Raw genomic sequence first — 19,086 nt, 5'->3', positions numbered from 1 at the left:
GATAGTCTGCTGATTAAATGGGGGGGCTAAATATCAATTATACGTACAAAATCCGAAACATATTTCTTTTTATTTGCTTTTAATTCCGCTAACGGTTTTTATCCTTATATTTGTTCTGCTTGAAAACGTAAAAAACAGGTCCTAAAGAAATGAAAGAACATATTAGAAAAAGAAAAATCATGGCTGTGACCTTGACCGGATCTCTTGCCAACTTTCTGCTATTGGTTTTCAAATTTGTAGCAGGTGTGTTAGGGCACAGTAGCGCCATGATCGCGGACGCCGTCCATTCGCTATCCGATTTTGTGACGGATGTAATTGTTTTGCTCTTCATTAATATATCGTCCAAACCGAAAGACGAAGGCCATGACTATGGGCACGGAAAGTATGAAACTTTGGCTACTACGATCATTGGGATTGTCCTGATGTGTGTAGGAGCCGGCCTTTTCTGGGATGGTGCGAACAAGGTATTTGGATTTTATTTTGGAGGCGAACAGTTGGAAAGTCCCGGCAAGATCGCACTTATTGCCGCCATTATCTCTATTTTGATAAAGGAAACCCTGTATCGTCTGACGCTATATGTCGGAAAAAAAGAAAATAGCCAGGCTGTTATCGCGAATGCCTGGCATCATCGTTCGGATGCTTTTTCTTCTATCGGGACGACGTTGGGTATTGGAGGAGCCATCCTCTTAGGTGATAACTGGCGTGTGCTGGATCCGATAGCAGCCGTGATTGTCAGCATATTGATTGTAAAGGTAGCCTTTCAGTTGGTCATACCTGCAATTAATGATTTGCTGGAGAAATCTTTACCGACTGAGGTCGAAGATAAGATTCTCTCTATAATAAATGAAACGCCGGAGGTCAGGAACCCGCATAATCTATGTACCCGCAGAATCGGTAATGATTTTGCAATAGAAGTGCATATCCGGGTCGATGGACAAATAACTGTAAGCCGTGCGCATGAGCTGACGAAGGAGATAGAAAGTAAGTTACGTTTGAAATTTGGGCCTGCAACCCATATCGTCTTGCATGTCGAACCGATAAAAGAGAAAAAAGATGAGTGAACTGACATTATACCGGGGAGAAGTTTTTGATTTTATCGATTCTCCGTTAAATAGAAAAGATGCTTACCGATATTTTCCCGATGGAGCATTGGTCGTACGGGAAGGAGAGATAGTCGATTGTGGGCCTTTTGAGGATATTAAAGGCCGTTATACCGATTATGAACTGGTTGATTATTCCGGTAAACTCCTGATGCCTGGATTTATAGATTCCCATATTCATTATCCGCAAGCTGAAATAATCGGGATGTACGGAAGGCAGTTGCTGGATTGGCTGGAGGACTATACCTTTCCAGCAGAACAGGCGTTTGTTTCTTCAGAGCATGCGGATAGGATGGCCCACTTCTTTGTAGAGGAACTATTCCGGAACGGAACGACAGCTTGCATGGCTTATGCAACGGTACATCCAACATCCGTCACCGCTCTCTTCTCCGTTGCGTCGGAATATAATATGTGTATGCTGACCGGAAAAGTGCTGATGGACCGGAATGCTCCGGCAGGATTGACCGATACGGCGGAACAGGGGAAATCCGAAAGTCGTTCTTTGATCGAATCTTGGCATGGAAAAGGGCGGAACCGCTATGTCATCACGCCCCGTTTTGCCATTTCCTGTTCGACGGAACAACTGATTGCGGCTGGACGTTTGCACGAACAATATCCTGGCACTTATATACAGACGCATCTTTCCGAGAATAAAGACGAGATCGACAGCACGCTTTCCTTGTGTCCCGACTGCCAAGATTACTTGGAAGTATACGAGCGGGCAAGATTGGTTACAGACCGTTCCATCTTCGGACATTGTATTCATCTGTCTGATTCGGAATGCCGTCGGTTGGTCGAAGCCGGTTCTGTCGTAGCCCATTGTCCTACATCCAACCTCTTTTTGGGAAGTGGCTTGTTTGATATGCAACAAGCCAATCGTGTCGGTATGCAAACCGTATTGGCGACGGACATCGGAGCCGGAACCTCTTTTTCTATGCTGCGCACGATGGGAGAGGCGTATAAAGTGCAGCAACTTGGCGGATATCCGATGTCTGTATTCGAGTCATTATATAAATGTACGTTGGGAGCAGCTAAAGCACTTCATTTGGATGATGAAATCGGCTGTTTCGGGAAAGGCCGGAAAGCGGATTTCATTGTTATGGATTATGCCGCCACACCTTCCCAGCAGGTACGCATGGACTATCTGAAACGCCACGGGAAGTGGACGTTGGAAAATAAACTGTTCGGCCTGCAAACAGCTGGAGATGAAAGGAATATTCAAGCCACCTATGTGATGGGGAAAAGAGTATTCACCCTTGCTTAGAATACCTGCATCTCGTTCCTGACAGTCGTGACACCAATTAGCCGATCATAGCGAGCACCCATCGGACGATAATAAACATAGATGCTATATTCATTTTGTGTCTGGTAGTAATTACCTTCTATCGGACCTGTCTGACCGACAGAGGAACCGGTCGGGACAAACAAATACTGGTAATTGTAACTTCCCTGTTTGAGAAGTACGGCTTTTTCGTATTGCTTCGTCTCGAAGTTATAGCCCATTTTGCTCTTTTCATCCAATACATTATTAAATAGCTCACCGTTCAGATATACACTCCCATCGGGCAGCGGATCGCATGCAAGTGTAAAATGCACGATATAATAATCCGCTTCCGTATCCGGATCGTTACAGTCGCTGCAACGAATGAAGAAACGGCCGTCCTGATCCTGGTCATATTGGTAAGTGCCTTTATCCCGCCTGTAATCGGTCATAAGTTCCACATTATAGTAAGGATTGTGGAAGGAGATATTTTCGACGTGCATTCCATTATATTTGTTGCTTAGGAACTCCATGCGACGATACTCATTCCCGGCAGGGAAAATAAGGTTGCGGTTATACGTGTAAGATATTTGGTTTTCCAGAATGCTCATAGGTTGCAAGTCCGTTACGGCATTATCGCGCCGGTTGTCCTGGTAAACGAATATCTTCAGGTCCGTTTGCGGATAAGTGATCGGAAAATTTTTGTTGTTGATGTTGAAACTTACCTGCTGATGGCTCTGGTTGGTGTCGATGTCCGTGTTCCCGCTCACCGAAGCCGAGATATTGACAACCGGTTCTACCACAGAGAAACAGGCTGTAAAAATGATCTGGTCCGGCGTATCCTCGTTATAGACCTGGATGGCATAATTGCCGGAAACTTTAAACTGGACATCGTCGTTCGGAAGCAATAGCCGGTAGTTCGAATATTGAGTCGTAGTCCCGATGGAATTGGCAAAATCGTCGATTGTTGTTCCTTGGAAACCATTCATATATTCGATCGGACTCAACTGCGATTGCGTCCAGTCGGCGTTGCAATGCACCACGTTATAGGCATATCGTGTGTATCCACTCCCCAAACCGTCGAAATTGATTTCAATTTGCTCTTCTCCTCCCAACGCTATGTAAGGTTCGGATATCAACTCTCCGGCAACTTTCACCTGAAGCGTTTTTATCTGCTTGCTATTGACATCGGTGAAGAACTTTACCTGTGCGTTTGCCCCGATGGAAAGGGCAAAAAGCATCATAAATAGTAAACTGTACACTCTCATTTTCATATTTCTTTCTTTGTCGGTGCAAAATTATGGAATTATTTCTTTAATTATTTTCCATTCCCTGCTTTAAAGCATAAAAAATTGCTTACTTTTGCGGGAAAATTACATATAAACAATTTTAGTTGTATCATGGCAAATGTGATTAAGATTAAAAAGGGTTTAGACATTAATCTGAAGGGCAAAGCTTCGGACGTACTGTTAAACGGAGGGAAAAGCGATAGTTACGCTATCGTTCCCGATTATTATAACGGTATTGTACCCAAAGTTGTTGCCAAAGTAGGAGAAAAAGTCAAAGCCGGTTCTGTATTGATGATCGATAAGAACCGCCCGGAGATCAAGTTTGTTTCGCCTGTCAGTGGCGAAGTAACTGCCGTAAATCGAGGAGAGAAGCGTAAAGTGCTTAGCGTGGTTGTCAAGCCGGAAGCGCAGATCGAGTATGAAGATTTCGGTAAGAAAAATGTAGCTTCCCTCAAGAGAGAAGAGGTGAAGGAGGCAATCTTGCACGCTGGTATGTGGCCGTTTATCAAACAACGTCCGTACGACATCGTCGCCTCGCCGGCTGACGAACCACGTGACATCTTTGTTTCTGCATTCTATTCCGCACCGTTAGCTCCGAACTTCGATTTCGTCGTGAAAGGACAGGAAGTTGATTTTCAGACGGGATTGGATGCGCTTGCAAAACTTACCGACGGCAAGGTGTATGTCGGCATCCGCAAAGGTTCTTCCGTTAGTGTGAAAGGTGTTGAAACTGTAGAAGTGGAAGGTCCGCATCCTGCGGCCAATGTGGGAGTACAGATTAATCACATTAAACCTATCAATAAGGGTGAAGTGGTCTGGACGGTAAATCCTGCCGACGTGATCGTTATCGGCCGTTTGTTCAATAAGGGCATCGCCGATTTCAGCCGCCTGGTTGTGATAACCGGTTCCGAAACGACAGAGAGAGGATACGTTAAGGCAATTGCCGGCTGTACGATCGCCAGTCTGGTTGACGGAAAGATCATGAGAGGTAACGAAGATATCCGCATTATCAGCGGTAACGTGTTGACTGGTACGAAGGTAGAAAAAAACGATTATTTGGGAGCCTATGACAATCAGATTACGGTTATCCCGGAAGGTGACGAAACACACGACTTCTTCGGCTGGGCGACTCCCGGTTTCGGAAAATTCAGTGTGAGCCATTCATTCCCCGCCTGGTTGATGGGCAAGAACAAGGAATATGTGATAGACGCCCGTATCAAGGGAGGCAAGCGTGCTATGATCATGTCCAACGAATACGATAGCGTGTTTCCGATGGATATCATGCCGGAATACCTGTTGAAGGCTATTATCGCATTCGATATCGATAAGATGGAAAACCTGGGTATATATGAAGTAGCGCCCGAAGATTTTGCCCTTTGCGAATTCGTCGATACGTCCAAACTCGAAATTCAGAAGATCGTTCGTCAAGGTCTGGATGTATTATACAAGGAAATGAATTAATAACATTAAAAATTAGAATACATTGAAAGCGTTAAGGAATTACCTCGACAAGATTAAGCCTAACTTTGAGGAAGGCGGAAAGCTGGCGATGTTCCGTTCTGTTTTTGAAGGTTTCGAAACATTCCTGTTTGTTCCGAGCACAACTTCCAAATCAGGCGTACACATTCATGACTATATTGACTCGAAGCGTACGATGACCGTGGTCATCATTGCTTTGTTGCCCGCTTTGCTTTTTGGTATGTACAATGTCGGTTATCAGCATAACCTTGCAATAGGAGCTGATCCGGGATTTCTCATGACTTTTATTTTTGGTTTTCTGGCTGTATTGCCTAAAATCATTGTTTCGTATGTGGTAGGTTTGGGTATCGAGTTTGCTGTTGCCCAGGTGAAGAAGGAAGAAATCCAGGAAGGTTTTCTGGTTTCCGGTATCCTGATCCCGATGATCGTCCCTGTTGACACTCCGTTGTGGATGATCGCCGTAGCTACTGCATTTGCAGTTGTTTTTGCCAAAGAAGTATTTGGCGGTACAGGTTATAATGTATTTAATGTAGCGTTGGTTACACGTGCATTCTTGTTCTTCGCATATCCGGCGGCTATGTCCGGTGACCAGGTGTTTGTTCGTACGGCTGATACGTTCGGTATCGGTGGCGGACAGGTGGTAGACGGCTTCTCTGGCGCGACTCCGCTGGGACAGGTTGCTATCGCAGGCAAGGAACTGATCGGTTCGTTCCAGGCAGTCGATGTTCTCGGACATCCGATTTCCACATGGGACATGTTCTTAGGTCTGATTCCGGGTTCGATCGGTGAAACATCTGTATTGGCGATCCTGATCGGGGCGGTTATCCTTCTTTTCACAAAGATCGCAAGTTGGAAAACAATGGTTTCCGTATTTGTGGGTGGTGCGGTCATGTCGCTTATCTTCAATATGATCGGAACGACGGTGGCCATGTGCGTATCTCCGTTGGATCATTTGTTCCTGGGTGGTTTCGCATTCGGTGCCGTGTTTATGGCTACCGATCCTGTCACTTCTGCCCGTACGGAAACAGGTAAGTACATCTACGGATTCCTGGTAGGAGCTATGGCTATTATTATCCGTGCATTGAATCCGGGTTACCCAGAAGGTATGATGCTCGCTATCCTGTTGATGAATGTATTTGCTCCGCTGATCGACTATTATGTAGTGGAAGCTAACATCAACCGCAGATTGAAACGTGTAATCAAATAAAGTAAGAAGGAGTATGGCAAAATATAAATGTAAAGTATGTGGATATATCCACGAAGGAAATAAAGCTCCGGATGTTTGTCCTGTATGTGCAGCTCCCGCTTCCGATTTCGAAGAAATGAAAGACGAGGCTGCTGCCGACAAGAAAAAGGGATTGGACAGAGACAGTAACGTGTATACTGTTGTTTATGCTTCCGTAATGGTTGTTCTGGTCGCAGTCGTGCTGGCCTTTACTTCGCAATCGCTTAGAACTTTCCAGCAGAAAAACGAGGAAAACGACAAGAGACAGCAGATCCTGCGCTCCATCAACGTGACGGTTCCGGCAAATGAAGCCGAAGCTAAATATTCGGAATTGATCAAAGAAGCATTTCTGGTAAATGAAAATGGTGAAAAAGTAGAAGGTGACGCTTTTGCCGCCGATGTGGTGAAGGCTGCTGCCGAACACCAGTATCCGGTTTTCGTTGCAAATGTAGATGGCCAGCCTAAATACATCATGGCTTTGCATGGTGCCGGTTTGTGGGGACCGCTGTGGGGATATATTTCTGTAGACAGCGATAGGAATACGGTTTATGGTGCTGATTTCAGCCACCAGGGTGAAACTCCGGGATTGGGTGCTGAAATAGCAAAACCTGCATTCAGCAATGAATTCAAGGGTAAGAAACTGTTCATGGACGGTACATTCAAGTCTATTGCGGTCGTTAAGCCTGGCAAGAGCGTTGCCGGTCAGGATTATGTAGACGGTATTTCCGGCGGTACGATTACAAGCCAGGGAGTACAGGCGATGTTATTTAATAGTTTGAATGGTTATGTTAAGTTTTTAACCTCACAAAATTAAGTAGAAAATGGGATTATTATCTGAAAAGAATAAAGAAGTTCTGTTAGGCCCGCTTAGCGTAAACAACCCGGTCATCGTCCAGATGTTGGGTATCTGCTCTGCGCTGGCTGTAACATCAAAACTGGAGCCGGCTATTGTAATGGGTATTTCAGTAACGGCTGTTGTGGCTTTTGCCAACGTGATCATTTCACTGCTGCGTAATACGATTCCAAACCGTATCCGTATCATTGTGCAGCTGGTGGTGGTGGCAGCATTGGTGACTATCGTGAGTGAAGTGCTGAAAGCGTTTGCTTATGACGTAAACAAACAGCTTTCAGTGTTTGTGGGTCTGATCATTACCAACTGTATCCTGATGGGACGTCTGGAAGCATTTGCACTGGGTAACGGTCCGTGGGAATCATTCCTTGACGGTATCGGTAACGGTTTAGGCTATGCATTGATCCTGGTGATCGTCGGTTTCTTCCGCGAGCTGTTAGGTTCCGGCACGTTGCTGGGATTCCAGGTTATTCCGCAGGCATTCTATGACTTCGGTTATGTGAACAACGGTTTGATGATCCTGCCTCCGATGGCATTGATCGTGATCGCCGTGATTATTTGGGTTCACCGTTCTCGTAACAAGGAACTTCAGGAAAATTAATGCTAACTATTAAAAAAATAATAGAATGGAAGAATTATTAAGCACATTTGTCCGCTCGATCTTTGTAGACAACATGATTTTCGCATACTATCTGGGTATGTGTTCTTTCCTGGCTGTTTCCAAGAACGTAAAGACTGCTTTGGGATTAGGTATGGCTGTGACGTTCATTCTGACATGTACGTTGCCGATCAACTATATGCTTGAAAATTATGTATTGAAGGAAGGTGCTCTGCAATGGCTGGGTGCTGAATTCGCTGGTGTAAACCTGAGCTTCCTTGCTTTCATTATCTTTATCGCCATCATCGCTTCGTTTACGCAGTTGGTGGAAATGGTAGTGGAAAAGTTTGCTCCGGCTCTGTACGCTTCTCTGGGTATCTTTTTGCCGCTGATCGCTGTAAACTGCGCTATCCTGGGTGGTTCTCTGTTTATGCAACAAAAGGCATTTCCTAACGTAGGTGTTGCAACTGTTTATGGCTTAGGTTCTGGTATCGGTTGGATGCTGGCTATCGTCGGTATGGCTGCCATCCGTGAAAAGCTGGCATACTCGGATATCCCCAAACCGTTGAAAGGTCTTGGTATCACCTTTATCATCACAGGTTTGATGGGTATGGCATTCATGTGCTTCTCAGGTCTTAAGATATAATATTAACGCATTAAACTTATTACAGAAATGACTTTATTAATGACGACTGGCAGTCTTACAATCGCAGCAGGTGCCGTGATCTTCTTGGTGATTACGCTGATCCTGGTGGGTGCGTTGTTGGCGGCCAAAGCAAAATTGGTACCGTCAGGAAATGTAGACCTGAAGGTAAATGGAGAAAAAGATATTGAGACTCCTATAGGAAGCACTTTGCTGGCTGGTTTGCAAAGTGGTGGTATCTTCTTGTCTTCTGCTTGTGGTGGTGGTGGTAAATGTGGCCAGTGCCGTGCACAGGTATTGGAAGGAGGCGGGGAAATCCTGCCGACAGAAAAGGGCTTTTTCTCTCGTAAACAGATTAAGGAACACTGGCGTCTGGCATGTCAGTGCAAAGTGAAGGAAGATATGGTCGTTCAGGTTCCGGACGAAGTTTTCGGTGTAAAGGAATGGGAATGCGAAGTCATCTCCAACAAGAACGTGGCTACTTTCATCAAAGAGTTTATCGTGGCGTTGCCTAAGGGTGAACACATGGACTTCCTGCCGGGTTCTTATGCCCAGATCAAGATTCCGGCATACGCAATGGATTACAACAAGGATATCGACAAGTCGCTGATCGGCGAAGAATATCTGCCGGCTTGGGAAAAGTTCGGTTTGTTCACGTTGAAATGCAAGAACGACACACCGACCATCCGTGCTTACTCTATGGCCAACTATCCTGCAGAAGGCGACCGCATCATGTTGACGGTTCGTATAGCCACTCCGCCGTTCAAACCGAAACCCGAAGTGGGCTTCCAGGATGTGATGCCGGGTATCGCTTCTTCTTATATCTTTACCCTGAAACCTGGTGATAAGGTGACGATGAGCGGTCCTTATGGTGATTTCCATCCGATCTTCGATTCGAAGAGAGAGATGATGTGGGTCGGTGGTGGTGCCGGTATGGCTCCGCTTCGTGCTCAGATCATGCACATGACGAAGACACTCAAGACTACGGATCGCAAGATGTCATACTTCTATGGCGCCCGTGCCTTGAACGAAGTGTTCTATCTGGAAGATTTCCTGGAAATCGAAAAGGAATTCCCGAACTTCACATTCCATCTGGCACTCGACCGTCCGGATCCGGCAGCCGATGCGGCAGGAGTGAAGTACACGGCCGGTTTCGTTCACCAAGTAATCTACGATACATATCTGAAGGATCACGAAGCTCCGGAAGATATCGAATACTACATGTGTGGTCCGGGCCCGATGTCAAAGGCAGTGGAAAATATGCTGGACAATCTGGGCGTGCCGCGTGAAATGTTGCATTTCGACGATTTCGGCGCGTAACAGATCATTCGAAACATGACAATAATAGAATCGGGGAAGGATATTTATTCTTTCCCCGATTTTTTTTTGAACTATTCTGTGTATTAACCTGTTATCCATAAAAATCAAGGGATAAGGACGAGTTGTTACGAAAGAATTACAAAGAAAATACATTTCTTTTGTAATATAGTGCAGCGTTTTGCGTTTTGAATACATCATACTTATATATGATATTAAAATTGTAATAGAATATGAAAGCATTGATATTATCTTTTTTTGCAGTAATCTTAGGTTATTCACTAATCTTCGATGAGAAGAAAACAACTGACCAACCTGTCATAAAGGATAGTAATTCCGTGTATGTCGACAGACCGGCCAATATGCAGATGTCCGATTCCATTATGATATATAGGGATCAGACCGCATCCGTTCTGTAAGTTTTAGTTAGAGCTTTGTTGTTTACCTGTGTTGTTTTGCTTTTGTAGTATCACTCTATCACCCGGCCGGGTGTTGCCTTTGTTTTTCAATGGCGATAACAAGTGATACTATTTTGTTTTCTCTATCACACTTCTATCACACTTCTATCACACCCTATCACAAGACATCCGTTTCTTTTTTGAGAGAAATAAAGGGATTCGTTTGTATAACTAACGGTCTTATTTTTAGCAAACTAACTACATTTGTCCGTAAACATCCGGGTGTAGCGAGGACGGACACCCGGATGTTCAAGGAGCCTACATCCGGGTGTACAGGCGTGAAGATGGGGATGCAGAGGATTTTTTCCGCCCTGTTTTGACAAAAAAGGTCCTGACATTTGGATGTAAAGGTTTGTATATCGGATGTTAATATCGGTAAAAACGATGTTTATAATTCGTTGTATGCGGGTATTCCTTCCAAAAAAGTGTATGCCCGGTTGTTATAGTCGATTTTGCAGCAATAGTGGTTTAAGCCATTGCTAACAATCAGGTATTCGACACGTAGCACCATGTTATAACGGGCTATCTGGTCGAAAACAGTGTTGGTAATGTTTATATGGGGAGCCTTGTACTCGACGATGACCAGAGGTTCAAGAAAACGGTTGTAAGCAACCGTATCGCAACGTTTGGAGGTTCCATTCAGCTTGACCAGCACTTCGTTTGCCAGCAGTTCTTTCGGGTAGCTTTTCCGAGTGATCAGATAATTGACAAAATGCTGACGTACCCATTCTTCAGGAGTGAGAGCCACATATTTTTGCCGTACGGGATCGAAGATCGTACGTTTTCCATCTTTTTCTGCTACTTTAGGCGCAAAACCAGGTAAGTTTAATGCAAGCATTTACTATATTTGTTCTTTTATTCTGTGAAAATAGACCATCAAAGGTAGTGATTTATGAAAACAAAACAAGAAATTGTCGAGAATTGGTTGCCGCGCTATACGGAGCGGAAGCTGGAAGACTTCGACAAATATATCCTGCTTACCAACTTCACGAAGTATGTGGAACTGTTTGCCGACCACTTTAACGTGCCGATCCTGGGACTGAAAAACTCCATGCCGAACGCAGCGGCCAATGGCATCACGATTATCAACTTCGGGATGGGGAGCGCGAATGCGGCGACAATTATGGACTTGCTATCGGCGATAAAGCCGACTGCCGTCCTCTTTCTGGGGAAATGCGGAGGATTGAAGAAGGCGAACAACCTGGGAGATTATGTCATGCCGATTGCGGCTATCCGAGGAGAAGGCACTTCGAACGAATATCTGCCGGCAGAAGTACCGTCGCTCCCGGCTTTCTCGATGATGCGCGCCATCTCGTCCGCCATACGTGACCGGGGGAAAGATTACTGGACCGGGACTGTCTACACGACGAACCGACGGGTATGGGAATATGACAGCGATTTCAAAAACTACCTTCGCCGTACACACGCTACCGGTATCGATATGGAGACGGCAACCTTGTTTACGGCAGGCTTTGCAAACGAGATTCCGACAGGAGCTTTGTTGATGATTTCCGACAAACCTATGGAAGAAGCCGGGGTGAAAACGGAAGCCAGCGATCGCGAGGTGACCCGGAATTTTGCGAAAGAGCATGTAATGTTGGGAGTGGAAGCGCTTCGTCAGATTATTGATGGAAAGAAGACGATCCGTCACATCCGTTTCAGTTGGTAATTTTAATTGAGATCGCACACAAATATGGCAAAAAAAGAATATACATACGAGGAAATATGTCGGGATATCGTTGCAAAAAAATTCGCTCCTGTCTATATAATGATGGGTGACGAACCGTTTTTTATGGATCAGATAACAGACTTGCTACTCGAAAATGTATTGGAAGAATCCGAACGGGATTTTAACCAAATTATCATGTATGGAGCAGATACGGATGCAGCATCTATAATTAACGCAGCCCGCCGTTTCCCGATGATGTCAAAATATCAGTTAGTGGTTGTTCGGGAGGCTCAATTAATTCGTGATATCGAGCTTCTGTCGAACTATGTTAAGAACCCTTTAATGTCGACAGTTCTGGTCATCAATTATAAATATAAAAACTTAGATCGTCGTAAGGCGCTGGCTTCCGCAACAGACAAAACCGGGGTGCTGTTCGAGTCCAAAAAGATTCCCGACTACAAGATGCCGGCATTTATCGCCTCTTTTATGCAGATGCGTTCCATAGGGATAGACGGAAAGGCGTCTCAGATGCTTTCTGACTTCCTTGGAAACGATTTAAGCCGTCTGAGTAAGGAATTGGATAAGCTGGCACTGATCCTGCCTGAAAAAGGCGCAAAACGCATCACGCCGGAACTGGTGGAGCAAAATATCGGAATCAGTAAAGAATACAATAACTTTGAACTGATAAAGGCACTTGCCATGAAAGATGTCTTGAAGGCGAACCGTATTGCCCAATACTTCGAGAAGAACCCGAAAAGCAATCCGATCCAGATGACCCTTCCTGTATTATTTAATTATTTCTCGAACCTCCTGATTTGTTATTATACGAAGGATCGTTCCGAAGCCGGCTTGATGACGGCACTCGGACTTCGGGGGACATTCCAGGTTAAGGATTATCTTTTAGGGATGCGAAACTATTCGGCGATGAAAGTGTTCAATCTGATCAGCGATATCCGTATGACGGATGCCCGTTCGAAGGGAGTGGAAAACACTTCTGTTTCCGATGCCGAACTTTTAAAGGAATTACTCTACAAAATCCTGCATTAAACCGTTTTTTATACTTGATTGGCCTAAAGAAGAGGCTTTTTATCTGGAACAACAGAAAAATTGAACCGGATAAAAAGCCTCTTCTTATTGTTTCTCAATCTTTTATCGTTGATTTTACCCTACTTAGATTTTAATATTTGCCTTTTCCTGAATATCTGTTCACAAAAATCACAAAAATGAAGAGGGAAAACCTTAGCTGCATAAAAGTATGTTCGTCCATAAATCGTACAAGTACAAATTAGAGACACTTTGTCAGTTTATGAAATCAAGTATTTTCAGTTCGGTATTGAATTGTGAACGGAATAGCGCTTGTTAGAAATGTAAACAACCCTTTTTGTACAAAAGATAGCCATTACATGATTCTACTTTGTAAACATATAACAGGGGTGTAACATTTGTTTATGTTTACATTACTATCATAAACCGACAAAAGTAACAATTTCATCTCTACTTTATATTTTTAGCATAAGTAATCATATACCAAATGATTATACAGGATTATTAATTTAATGCATTAACTATTTTGTTACATATGCGTACAATTATGGCTAAATAGGCGTATTATCTCAATATTATTTTCTATTAATTAAAAGATTAACAGTAAAATATAGCCTATATATTAAGTAATACTTTAATATGATTTTTGCATTAAAACAACCTGTTCACAATCTTAACGGAAACAATTGTTATCCATATGATACAAAAGTATTGGTTTAAGTTTATATAATTAAATTGCACAATTGAGAATCATTGTGTATATTTGTATCGTTATTGATTTGTATACATTCCTCCCATGTAAACAGACATAATGGCAGTATTTCTATAAACAAATTAGGATTTACAAAAATGATAGGACGTATTACTCAAATAATGGAGCGTGAAGGCTTGACCCCTTCTAAATTTGCAGAAGCAATCGGTATCCAGCGTTCAGCAATGTCGCATATTTTGAACGGAAGAAATAATGTAAGCTTGGATGTCCTTATAAAAATTCTGGATCGGTTCACTTATGTCGATTCCGACTGGCTCCTTTTCGGTAAAGGCGAAATGGTGCGAGATCATATGTCAACACAACCCGATTTGTTCTCAAATACGGCGATAAATCCGTCCGGAGGGCAAGCTGCTCTTGAATATCGCAAGGAAATGAGGGTTGATACACCTGTAAACACTGTAAAACCTCCTGTTGTTGAGCAAATTATACAGCAAGAAACAACAACTAGAAAAGTAAGTAAAATAATGGTATTCTATTCCGATAATACATTTGACACTTTTGTTTCTGAAAAAAATAAGAAAGAATAGCTTGTTTTGGTTTATATACCATATTCATGTATCTTTGTATAGAATTAGACTAATCATATTATATGAAGAAGTACATGCTTGACATGAAGGTGACTGAAAACTGTAGCCTTCACAAAAATTATTGCCTGCTTAAACTAACATCTGATCAGATCCTGCCGGAAATGTTGCCGGGACAGTTCGTACAGGTACGTGTGGATAACTCTCCTACAACATTTCTTCGTCGTCCGATCTCAATTAATTATGTCGACAGAGCGACCAATGAACTGTGGTTGCTCGTCCAGTTGGTCGGTGACGGAACACGCCGGATGGCTGAGTATAAACCGGGTGATGTTGTTAACATCATGTTGCCTTTGGGAAACGGTTTCACGTTGCCTGCCGATAAAGAACAAAAATTACTGCTGATCGGTGGTGGTGTCGGGACAGCCCCGATGTTGTATTTGGGATCCATCCTGAAAAAAGCCGGTTACACACCTACGTTCCTTTTGGGAGCCCGTTCAAAGGAAGATGTGTTACAATTGGAACAGTTCGAACAGTTTGGAACAGTCTATGTTACAACAGAAGACGGCTCATTGGGCGAAAAGGGATATGTGACCAACCATTCCATCTTGAAAGATGTACATTTCGACCGGATTTACACTTGTGGACCTAAACCGATGATGGTGGCTGTTGCCAAATATGCCCATGCAAACTCTATTATATGCGAAGTCTCTCTTGAAAATACAATGGCTTGTGGTATAGGAGCTTGCTTATGTTGTGTGGAGAAGACCAAAGATGAGCATCATGTGTGTGTATGTACTGAAGGACCTGTATTTAATATTGAAAATTTGACATGGCTGAATTAAACGTAAACATTGGTAATTTGCAATTGAAGAACCCGGTCATGACGGCGTCGGGTACTTTCGGATATGGCATTGAGTATTCGGACTTTATGGATATCTCCCGCTTGGGTGGTATTTTTGTGAAAGGAACAACGATCCAGCCACGCGAAGGGAATTTGTATCCCCGTATGGCGGAAACTCCTTCGGGAATGTTGAATGCCGTAGGTTTGCAGAATAAGGGTGCACAATATTTCGTCGATCATATCTATCCGGAGATTAAGAATATCGACACGAACATGATTGTAAACGTGAGTGGTTCCTCTGTGGAAACGTATGTGGAATGTGCTGAGAAGATTGCAGATTTGGACAATATTCCGGCGATCGAACTAAATATTTCTTGTCCGAATGTAAAGCAGGGAGGTATGGCTTTTGGAGTGACGACTTGTGGGGCAAGTGAAGTGGTGAAGGCTGTCCGCAAGGTTTATCCGAAGACCCTTATTGTAAAACTTTCCCCTAATGTGACTGACATTACGGAGATTGCCAGAGCGGTCGAAGCCGAAGGAGCAGATTCCGTTTCATTGATTAATACTATGCTGGGGATGGCCATTGACGCGGAGAAGCGTAAACCAGTATTATCTACAATAACCGGTGGTCTTTCCGGTCCCTGTGTAAAGCCGGTTGCCTTGCGGATGGTATGGCAGACTTATAAGGCTGTAAAGATTCCTATTATCGGTTTGGGAGGTATTTCGAACTGGAAAGATGCGGTGGAGTTCATGCTGGCCGGAGCTACAGCAATCCAGATCGGAACCTACAATTTTGTAGATCCAGCTGTTGGTATAAAGGTTATCGAAGGGATGAACGACTATTGTGACAGACATGGTTTTTCGTCTGTCCGCGAACTGATCGGAGCTTTGGAAGTATAAAAACAGGATGAGATAATCCTTTTCGGAATAAAAATTAAAGAAAAGCCTGTAAAACGACTTATTTTATGCGTTTTACAGGCTTTTTCTTGTAATTTTTATTCGTTTGGACTATCATTATTCCAATAATTATAATATCTTTGTTCGTATATAAAATAAACCTTGAATTTGTAATATCTAAATTAATAAATTATAGAAGAAAAACATGAAGATCAGACATCTTTTTTTGCTATGTCTAATAGCGATATCAGCGACGCTGAGTGCAAATGGAAAAACTGTAATTCCAATTACAACCGATGACATTAGCCTTATTTATAAGGTTGATGATAAAAATGGCCGCCTGTATCAATCTTATCTGGGACAAAAACTGTCATTCGATTCGGATATCGTACAATTACCTCTCGGTAATGAAGCCTATCTGACACATGGCATGGAAGATTATTTCGAGCCGGCTATCCGTGTTTTGCATAATGACGGTAACCCGTCACTGCTCCTGAAATATATCTCCCATGAAAACAAACAGCTTCAGCCGGGAGTTGACGAGACGGTAATTCTTTTGAAAGATGATAAATATCCGGTCGAAGTGAAGTTGCATTTCATCGCTTATCCGAAGGAAAACATCATCAAGGAATATGCGGAGATCTCGCATCAGGAGAAGAAGCCTGTCACCCTTTATAACTATGCTTCCTCTTTGTTGCATCTGAACGGCAGCAAGTATTTTCTGACCGAATTTGCAGGAGACTGGGCACATGAAGTCAATATGAAGGAAACCGAGCTGGCTTTCGGTAAAAAGATGTTGGATACCAAGTTGGGGAGTCGTGCCAACATGTTTTGTTCTCCATTTTTTTTGCTTGCTCTGGACAGGAAAGCGGAAGAGAATGCCGGAGATGTATTATTCGGAACTATCGGATGGACAGGAAATTACCGTTTTACGTTTGAAGTGGATAATGAAAATGGCTTGCGCGTACTTTCCGGTATCAACCCGTATGCATCGGAGTACTCGTTGAAACCGAATGAAGTGTTCCGCACACCGGAGTTCATTTTCACTTACAGCACGGAAGGTAAGGGGAAAGCCAGCCGCGATTTCCAGCGTTGGGCACGCAAATATCAGTTGAAGGACGGTGAGAAATCCCGTATGACATTGCTGAACAACTGGGAAGCGACCTATTTTGACTTTAATGAAGACAAGTTGGTCAATATTATGGATGAAGCTGTTGCATTAGGAGTTGATATGTTCTTGCTTGACGATGGCTGGTTTGCCAATAAGTATCCCCGCAGCAGTGACCATCAGGGATTGGGAGACTGGGAAGAAACCGTTACCAAGCTGCCTAACGGTATCGGAAAGTTGGTGAAGGAAGCGACGGACAGAGGCATTAAGTTCGGTTTGTGGATCGAACCGGAAATGGTAAATCCGAAAAGCGAGTTGTATGAGAAACATAAGGACTGGGTGATTCATTTGCCGAATCGTGACGAGTATTACTTTAGAAATCAGATGGTTTTGGATTTGACTAATCCGAAAGTCCAGGATTATGTATATGGTGTGGTAGACAATCTGATGACGAAATATCCGGGTATCGCCTATTTCAAGTGGGATTGCAACAGCCCGATAACGAATATCTACTCTCCGTATCTGAAAGATCAGCAGTCCCATTTATACATTGAGTATGTACGCGGTCTTTATAATGTGCTGGAACGGATCAAACAGAAATATCCGAATCTGCCGATGATGCTGTGTTCCGGTGGTGGTGGACGTTGTGACTATGAAGCGTTGAAATATTTCACCGAGTTTTGGCCGAGCGATAATACGGATGCCGTAGAGCGTATTTTTATCCAATGGGGTTATTCTTACTTCTTTCCCGCTAAAAGTATGGCTGCCCACGTAACGAGTTGGGGTAAACAGCCGGTTAAGTTCCGCACAGACGTAGCTAGTATGTGTAAGTTAGGTTTCGACATCCGTATTCACGAAATGAGCCAGACAGACCAGCAATACTGTAAAGAGGCGGTGGCTAACTTCAAACGTTTGGATGATGTTATTTTGGACGGTGACCAATACCGTTTGCAGTCGCCTTATGAAAGCCAGCATGCTGCTGTTATGTATGCCAACGACAATGCAGACAAAGCTGTTCTGTTTGCCTTCGATATCCATCCGAGATACGCAGAGTCGATACAACCCCTTCGTTTACAGGGCTTGAAGGAGGATGCCCGTTACGAATTGAAAGAAATCAATTTGGTTCCGGGTACGCAATCCAGATTGGCCTGCAACGGTAAAACGTTCTCCGGAGAGTTTCTGATGAATGTAGGCATTCCTGTGTTTTCAAGTCGGCCGACAAATAGTCATGTGATTGAAATTACAGAGGTCAAGTAATCAAACAAATTGCTATATTTGTGTGTTACTAAAGCAATAAGTATGTTAGAACAGATAAACGACATATTACAAAACACGGTTATTACCCCTTATACGGCAACTGTAAAGTTGTTGATCAGTTTTCTCTTGGGAGCTGTCATCGGGATAGAGCGCCAGTTCAGAAGACGGGAGGCGGGAATGCGTACCTTTACATTGATTTGTATGGGTTCGACTGCCGCTATGCTGGTCTCTATCTGGATTCCGCAATGTTATCCTAACTTCTTGAATGGCGATCCGGGACGTATTGCGGCACAAGTGCTTTCGGGTATCGGTTTTCTTGGAGCGGGAGCAATTATCCAAAGTCACGGAAGTGTTCATGGGCTGACGACAGCAGCCTGTATCTGGGTAATGGCGGTAATAGGTTTGGCAGTGGGAGCCGGAATGTATATTCCGGCTGCTATTGCAACTGTCATAACACTTTTCATTCTGGTCAGTCTGGAACGTTTGGAGAAAAGAATGTTCTTGAATGGTGTCAATAAGATCCTGGCTATCACCTGTTCTACGGCGACCCCCGATTTGAAGGCTGTCCGGAAGATATTGGAAAGTAAAGGCGTTTTTATCGTAAGTGTCTCTTTCGAGACGTTTTATAAAGAGGATCGATCTGTTATCACATACAAAGTGAATGTAAAGGCGATCTCTTCCTATACGAACTTATTCAATGAAATACGGAGTTTAGGTATTGTTACACAAATCAGATTGATGGCATAAGCCA

General features: G+C 43.6%; 17 protein-coding genes. 15 read left to right on the top strand and 2 right to left on the bottom strand.

Translation table 11 applies throughout. The features are described from left to right. Positions 1-149 precede the first annotated feature (149 nt). Both NQ542_RS05395 and guaD read left to right on the top strand, forming a co-directional pair. Complete coding sequence (locus tag NQ542_RS05395; RefSeq protein ID WP_005638010.1) at positions 150-1,061, top strand: cation diffusion facilitator family transporter; 912 nt, start codon at positions 150-152, stop codon at positions 1,059-1,061. Further along, positions 1,054-2,364: a guanine deaminase gene (guaD, locus tag NQ542_RS05390; RefSeq protein ID WP_005638008.1), complete on the top strand. Its 1,311-nt coding sequence runs from the start codon at positions 1,054-1,056 to the stop codon at positions 2,362-2,364. Before NQ542_RS05395 ends, guaD begins: the two co-directional genes overlap by 8 nt. On the opposite strand, the gene NQ542_RS05385 is transcribed toward guaD, so the two are convergent. Further along, entirely contained in the window at positions 2,361-3,629 is a 1,269-nt protein-coding gene (locus tag NQ542_RS05385; protein ID WP_005648964.1) for a type IX secretion system plug protein, read from the bottom strand. The two genes, guaD and NQ542_RS05385, sit on opposite strands and share 4 nt — an antisense overlap. Before the next feature lie 132 nt (positions 3,630-3,761). On the opposite strand from NQ542_RS05385, the gene NQ542_RS05380 reads away from it, so the two are divergent. From NQ542_RS05380 to nqrF, 6 genes are read left to right on the top strand one after another with little or no spacing between them, the layout of a single operon-like run. Then, on the top strand, positions 3,762-5,111 hold the full coding sequence (locus tag NQ542_RS05380) for a Na(+)-translocating NADH-quinone reductase subunit A (protein ID WP_005638003.1): 1,350 nt from the start codon (positions 3,762-3,764) through the stop codon (positions 5,109-5,111). A 22-nt stretch (positions 5,112-5,133) separates the two neighbouring features. Next, a complete protein-coding gene (locus NQ542_RS05375) occupies positions 5,134-6,336 on the top strand; it encodes an NADH:ubiquinone reductase (Na(+)-transporting) subunit B (protein ID WP_005638001.1) in 1,203 nt (400 codons plus the stop codon). A 13-nt stretch (positions 6,337-6,349) separates the two neighbouring features. Beyond that, positions 6,350-7,168: an NADH:ubiquinone reductase (Na(+)-transporting) subunit C gene (nqrC, locus tag NQ542_RS05370; protein WP_005638000.1), complete on the top strand. Its 819-nt coding sequence runs from the start codon at positions 6,350-6,352 to the stop codon at positions 7,166-7,168. 7 nt (positions 7,169-7,175) lie between these two features. After that, positions 7,176-7,805, top strand: coding sequence for an NADH:ubiquinone reductase (Na(+)-transporting) subunit D (gene nqrD, locus NQ542_RS05365; RefSeq protein ID WP_005637998.1), 630 nt, complete (start codon positions 7,176-7,178; stop codon positions 7,803-7,805). A gap of 25 nt (positions 7,806-7,830) precedes the next feature. Then, entirely contained in the window at positions 7,831-8,448 is a 618-nt protein-coding gene (nqrE, locus tag NQ542_RS05360) for an NADH:ubiquinone reductase (Na(+)-transporting) subunit E (protein WP_005637996.1), read from the top strand. Between the two features lie 27 nt (positions 8,449-8,475). Further along, on the top strand, positions 8,476-9,765 hold the full coding sequence (gene nqrF / locus NQ542_RS05355) for an NADH:ubiquinone reductase (Na(+)-transporting) subunit F (RefSeq protein ID WP_005637994.1): 1,290 nt from the start codon (positions 8,476-8,478) through the stop codon (positions 9,763-9,765). A gap of 843 nt (positions 9,766-10,608) precedes the next feature. Here the strand turns inward: nqrF and NQ542_RS05350 are convergent. Next, complete coding sequence (locus tag NQ542_RS05350; protein ID WP_005637987.1) at positions 10,609-11,058, bottom strand: type I restriction enzyme HsdR N-terminal domain-containing protein; 450 nt, start codon at positions 11,056-11,058, stop codon at positions 10,609-10,611. Between the two features lie 54 nt (positions 11,059-11,112). Here NQ542_RS05350 and NQ542_RS05345 point away from each other — a divergent pair, with 54 nt between their 5' ends. The 7 genes from NQ542_RS05345 (at position 11,113) to NQ542_RS05315 (ending at position 19,082) form a co-directional block, all read left to right on the top strand. Next, positions 11,113-11,889, top strand: a complete 777-nt coding sequence (locus NQ542_RS05345) for an AMP nucleosidase (protein ID WP_005637985.1) — start codon at positions 11,113-11,115, stop codon at positions 11,887-11,889. Between the two features lie 24 nt (positions 11,890-11,913). Continuing rightward, positions 11,914-12,936, top strand: coding sequence for a DNA polymerase III subunit delta (holA, locus tag NQ542_RS05340; RefSeq protein WP_005637981.1), 1,023 nt, complete (start codon positions 11,914-11,916; stop codon positions 12,934-12,936). Positions 12,937-13,782: 846 nt separating this feature from the next. After that, the gene (locus NQ542_RS05335) at positions 13,783-14,232 is read left to right on the top strand and encodes a helix-turn-helix domain-containing protein (protein WP_005637979.1); all 450 of its coding nucleotides are present in this window, start codon (positions 13,783-13,785) and stop codon (positions 14,230-14,232) included. 62 nt (positions 14,233-14,294) lie between these two features. Then, the gene (locus tag NQ542_RS05330; RefSeq protein ID WP_005637977.1) at positions 14,295-15,074 is read left to right on the top strand and encodes a dihydroorotate dehydrogenase electron transfer subunit; all 780 of its coding nucleotides are present in this window, start codon (positions 14,295-14,297) and stop codon (positions 15,072-15,074) included. Further along, positions 15,062-15,973, top strand: a complete 912-nt coding sequence (locus NQ542_RS05325) for a dihydroorotate dehydrogenase (protein WP_005637975.1) — start codon at positions 15,062-15,064, stop codon at positions 15,971-15,973. Before NQ542_RS05330 ends, NQ542_RS05325 begins: the two co-directional genes overlap by 13 nt. Before the next feature lie 202 nt (positions 15,974-16,175). Then, the gene (locus NQ542_RS05320; RefSeq protein WP_005637973.1) at positions 16,176-18,335 is read left to right on the top strand and encodes an alpha-galactosidase; all 2,160 of its coding nucleotides are present in this window, start codon (positions 16,176-16,178) and stop codon (positions 18,333-18,335) included. 42 nt (positions 18,336-18,377) lie between these two features. Next, positions 18,378-19,082: an MgtC/SapB family protein gene (locus tag NQ542_RS05315; RefSeq protein WP_005637970.1), complete on the top strand. Its 705-nt coding sequence runs from the start codon at positions 18,378-18,380 to the stop codon at positions 19,080-19,082. Positions 19,083-19,086: the final 4 nt, after the last annotated feature.

The organism is Parabacteroides merdae ATCC 43184, from assembly GCF_025151215.1.
GTDB classification, from domain to species: Bacteria; Bacteroidota; Bacteroidia; order Bacteroidales; family Tannerellaceae; genus Parabacteroides; species Parabacteroides merdae.
The sequence above is the reverse complement of the archived record's forward strand: the minus strand, read 5'-3'. Positions and strand labels throughout refer to the sequence as shown.

Coding starts and splice junctions, on each gene's coding strand:
- NQ542_RS05395 (WP_005638010.1), top strand. CDS start 150: ATGAAAGAACATATTAGAAAAAGAAAAATCATGGCTGTGACCTTGACC.
- guaD (WP_005638008.1), top strand. CDS start 1,054: ATGAGTGAACTGACATTATACCGGGGAGAAGTTTTTGATTTTATCGAT.
- NQ542_RS05385 (WP_005648964.1), bottom strand. CDS start 3,629: ATGAGAGTGTACAGTTTACTATTTATGATGCTTTTTGCCCTTTCCATC.
- NQ542_RS05380 (WP_005638003.1), top strand. CDS start 3,762: ATGGCAAATGTGATTAAGATTAAAAAGGGTTTAGACATTAATCTGAAG.
- nqrC (WP_005638000.1), top strand. CDS start 6,350: ATGGCAAAATATAAATGTAAAGTATGTGGATATATCCACGAAGGAAAT.
- nqrD (WP_005637998.1), top strand. CDS start 7,176: ATGGGATTATTATCTGAAAAGAATAAAGAAGTTCTGTTAGGCCCGCTT.
- nqrE (WP_005637996.1), top strand. CDS start 7,831: ATGGAAGAATTATTAAGCACATTTGTCCGCTCGATCTTTGTAGACAAC.
- nqrF (WP_005637994.1), top strand. CDS start 8,476: ATGACTTTATTAATGACGACTGGCAGTCTTACAATCGCAGCAGGTGCC.
- NQ542_RS05350 (WP_005637987.1), bottom strand. CDS start 11,058: ATGCTTGCATTAAACTTACCTGGTTTTGCGCCTAAAGTAGCAGAAAAA.
- NQ542_RS05345 (WP_005637985.1), top strand. CDS start 11,113: ATGAAAACAAAACAAGAAATTGTCGAGAATTGGTTGCCGCGCTATACG.
- holA (WP_005637981.1), top strand. CDS start 11,914: ATGGCAAAAAAAGAATATACATACGAGGAAATATGTCGGGATATCGTT.
- NQ542_RS05335 (WP_005637979.1), top strand. CDS start 13,783: ATGATAGGACGTATTACTCAAATAATGGAGCGTGAAGGCTTGACCCCT.
- NQ542_RS05330 (WP_005637977.1), top strand. CDS start 14,295: ATGAAGAAGTACATGCTTGACATGAAGGTGACTGAAAACTGTAGCCTT.
- NQ542_RS05325 (WP_005637975.1), top strand. CDS start 15,062: ATGGCTGAATTAAACGTAAACATTGGTAATTTGCAATTGAAGAACCCG.
- NQ542_RS05320 (WP_005637973.1), top strand. CDS start 16,176: ATGAAGATCAGACATCTTTTTTTGCTATGTCTAATAGCGATATCAGCG.
- NQ542_RS05315 (WP_005637970.1), top strand. CDS start 18,378: ATGTTAGAACAGATAAACGACATATTACAAAACACGGTTATTACCCCT.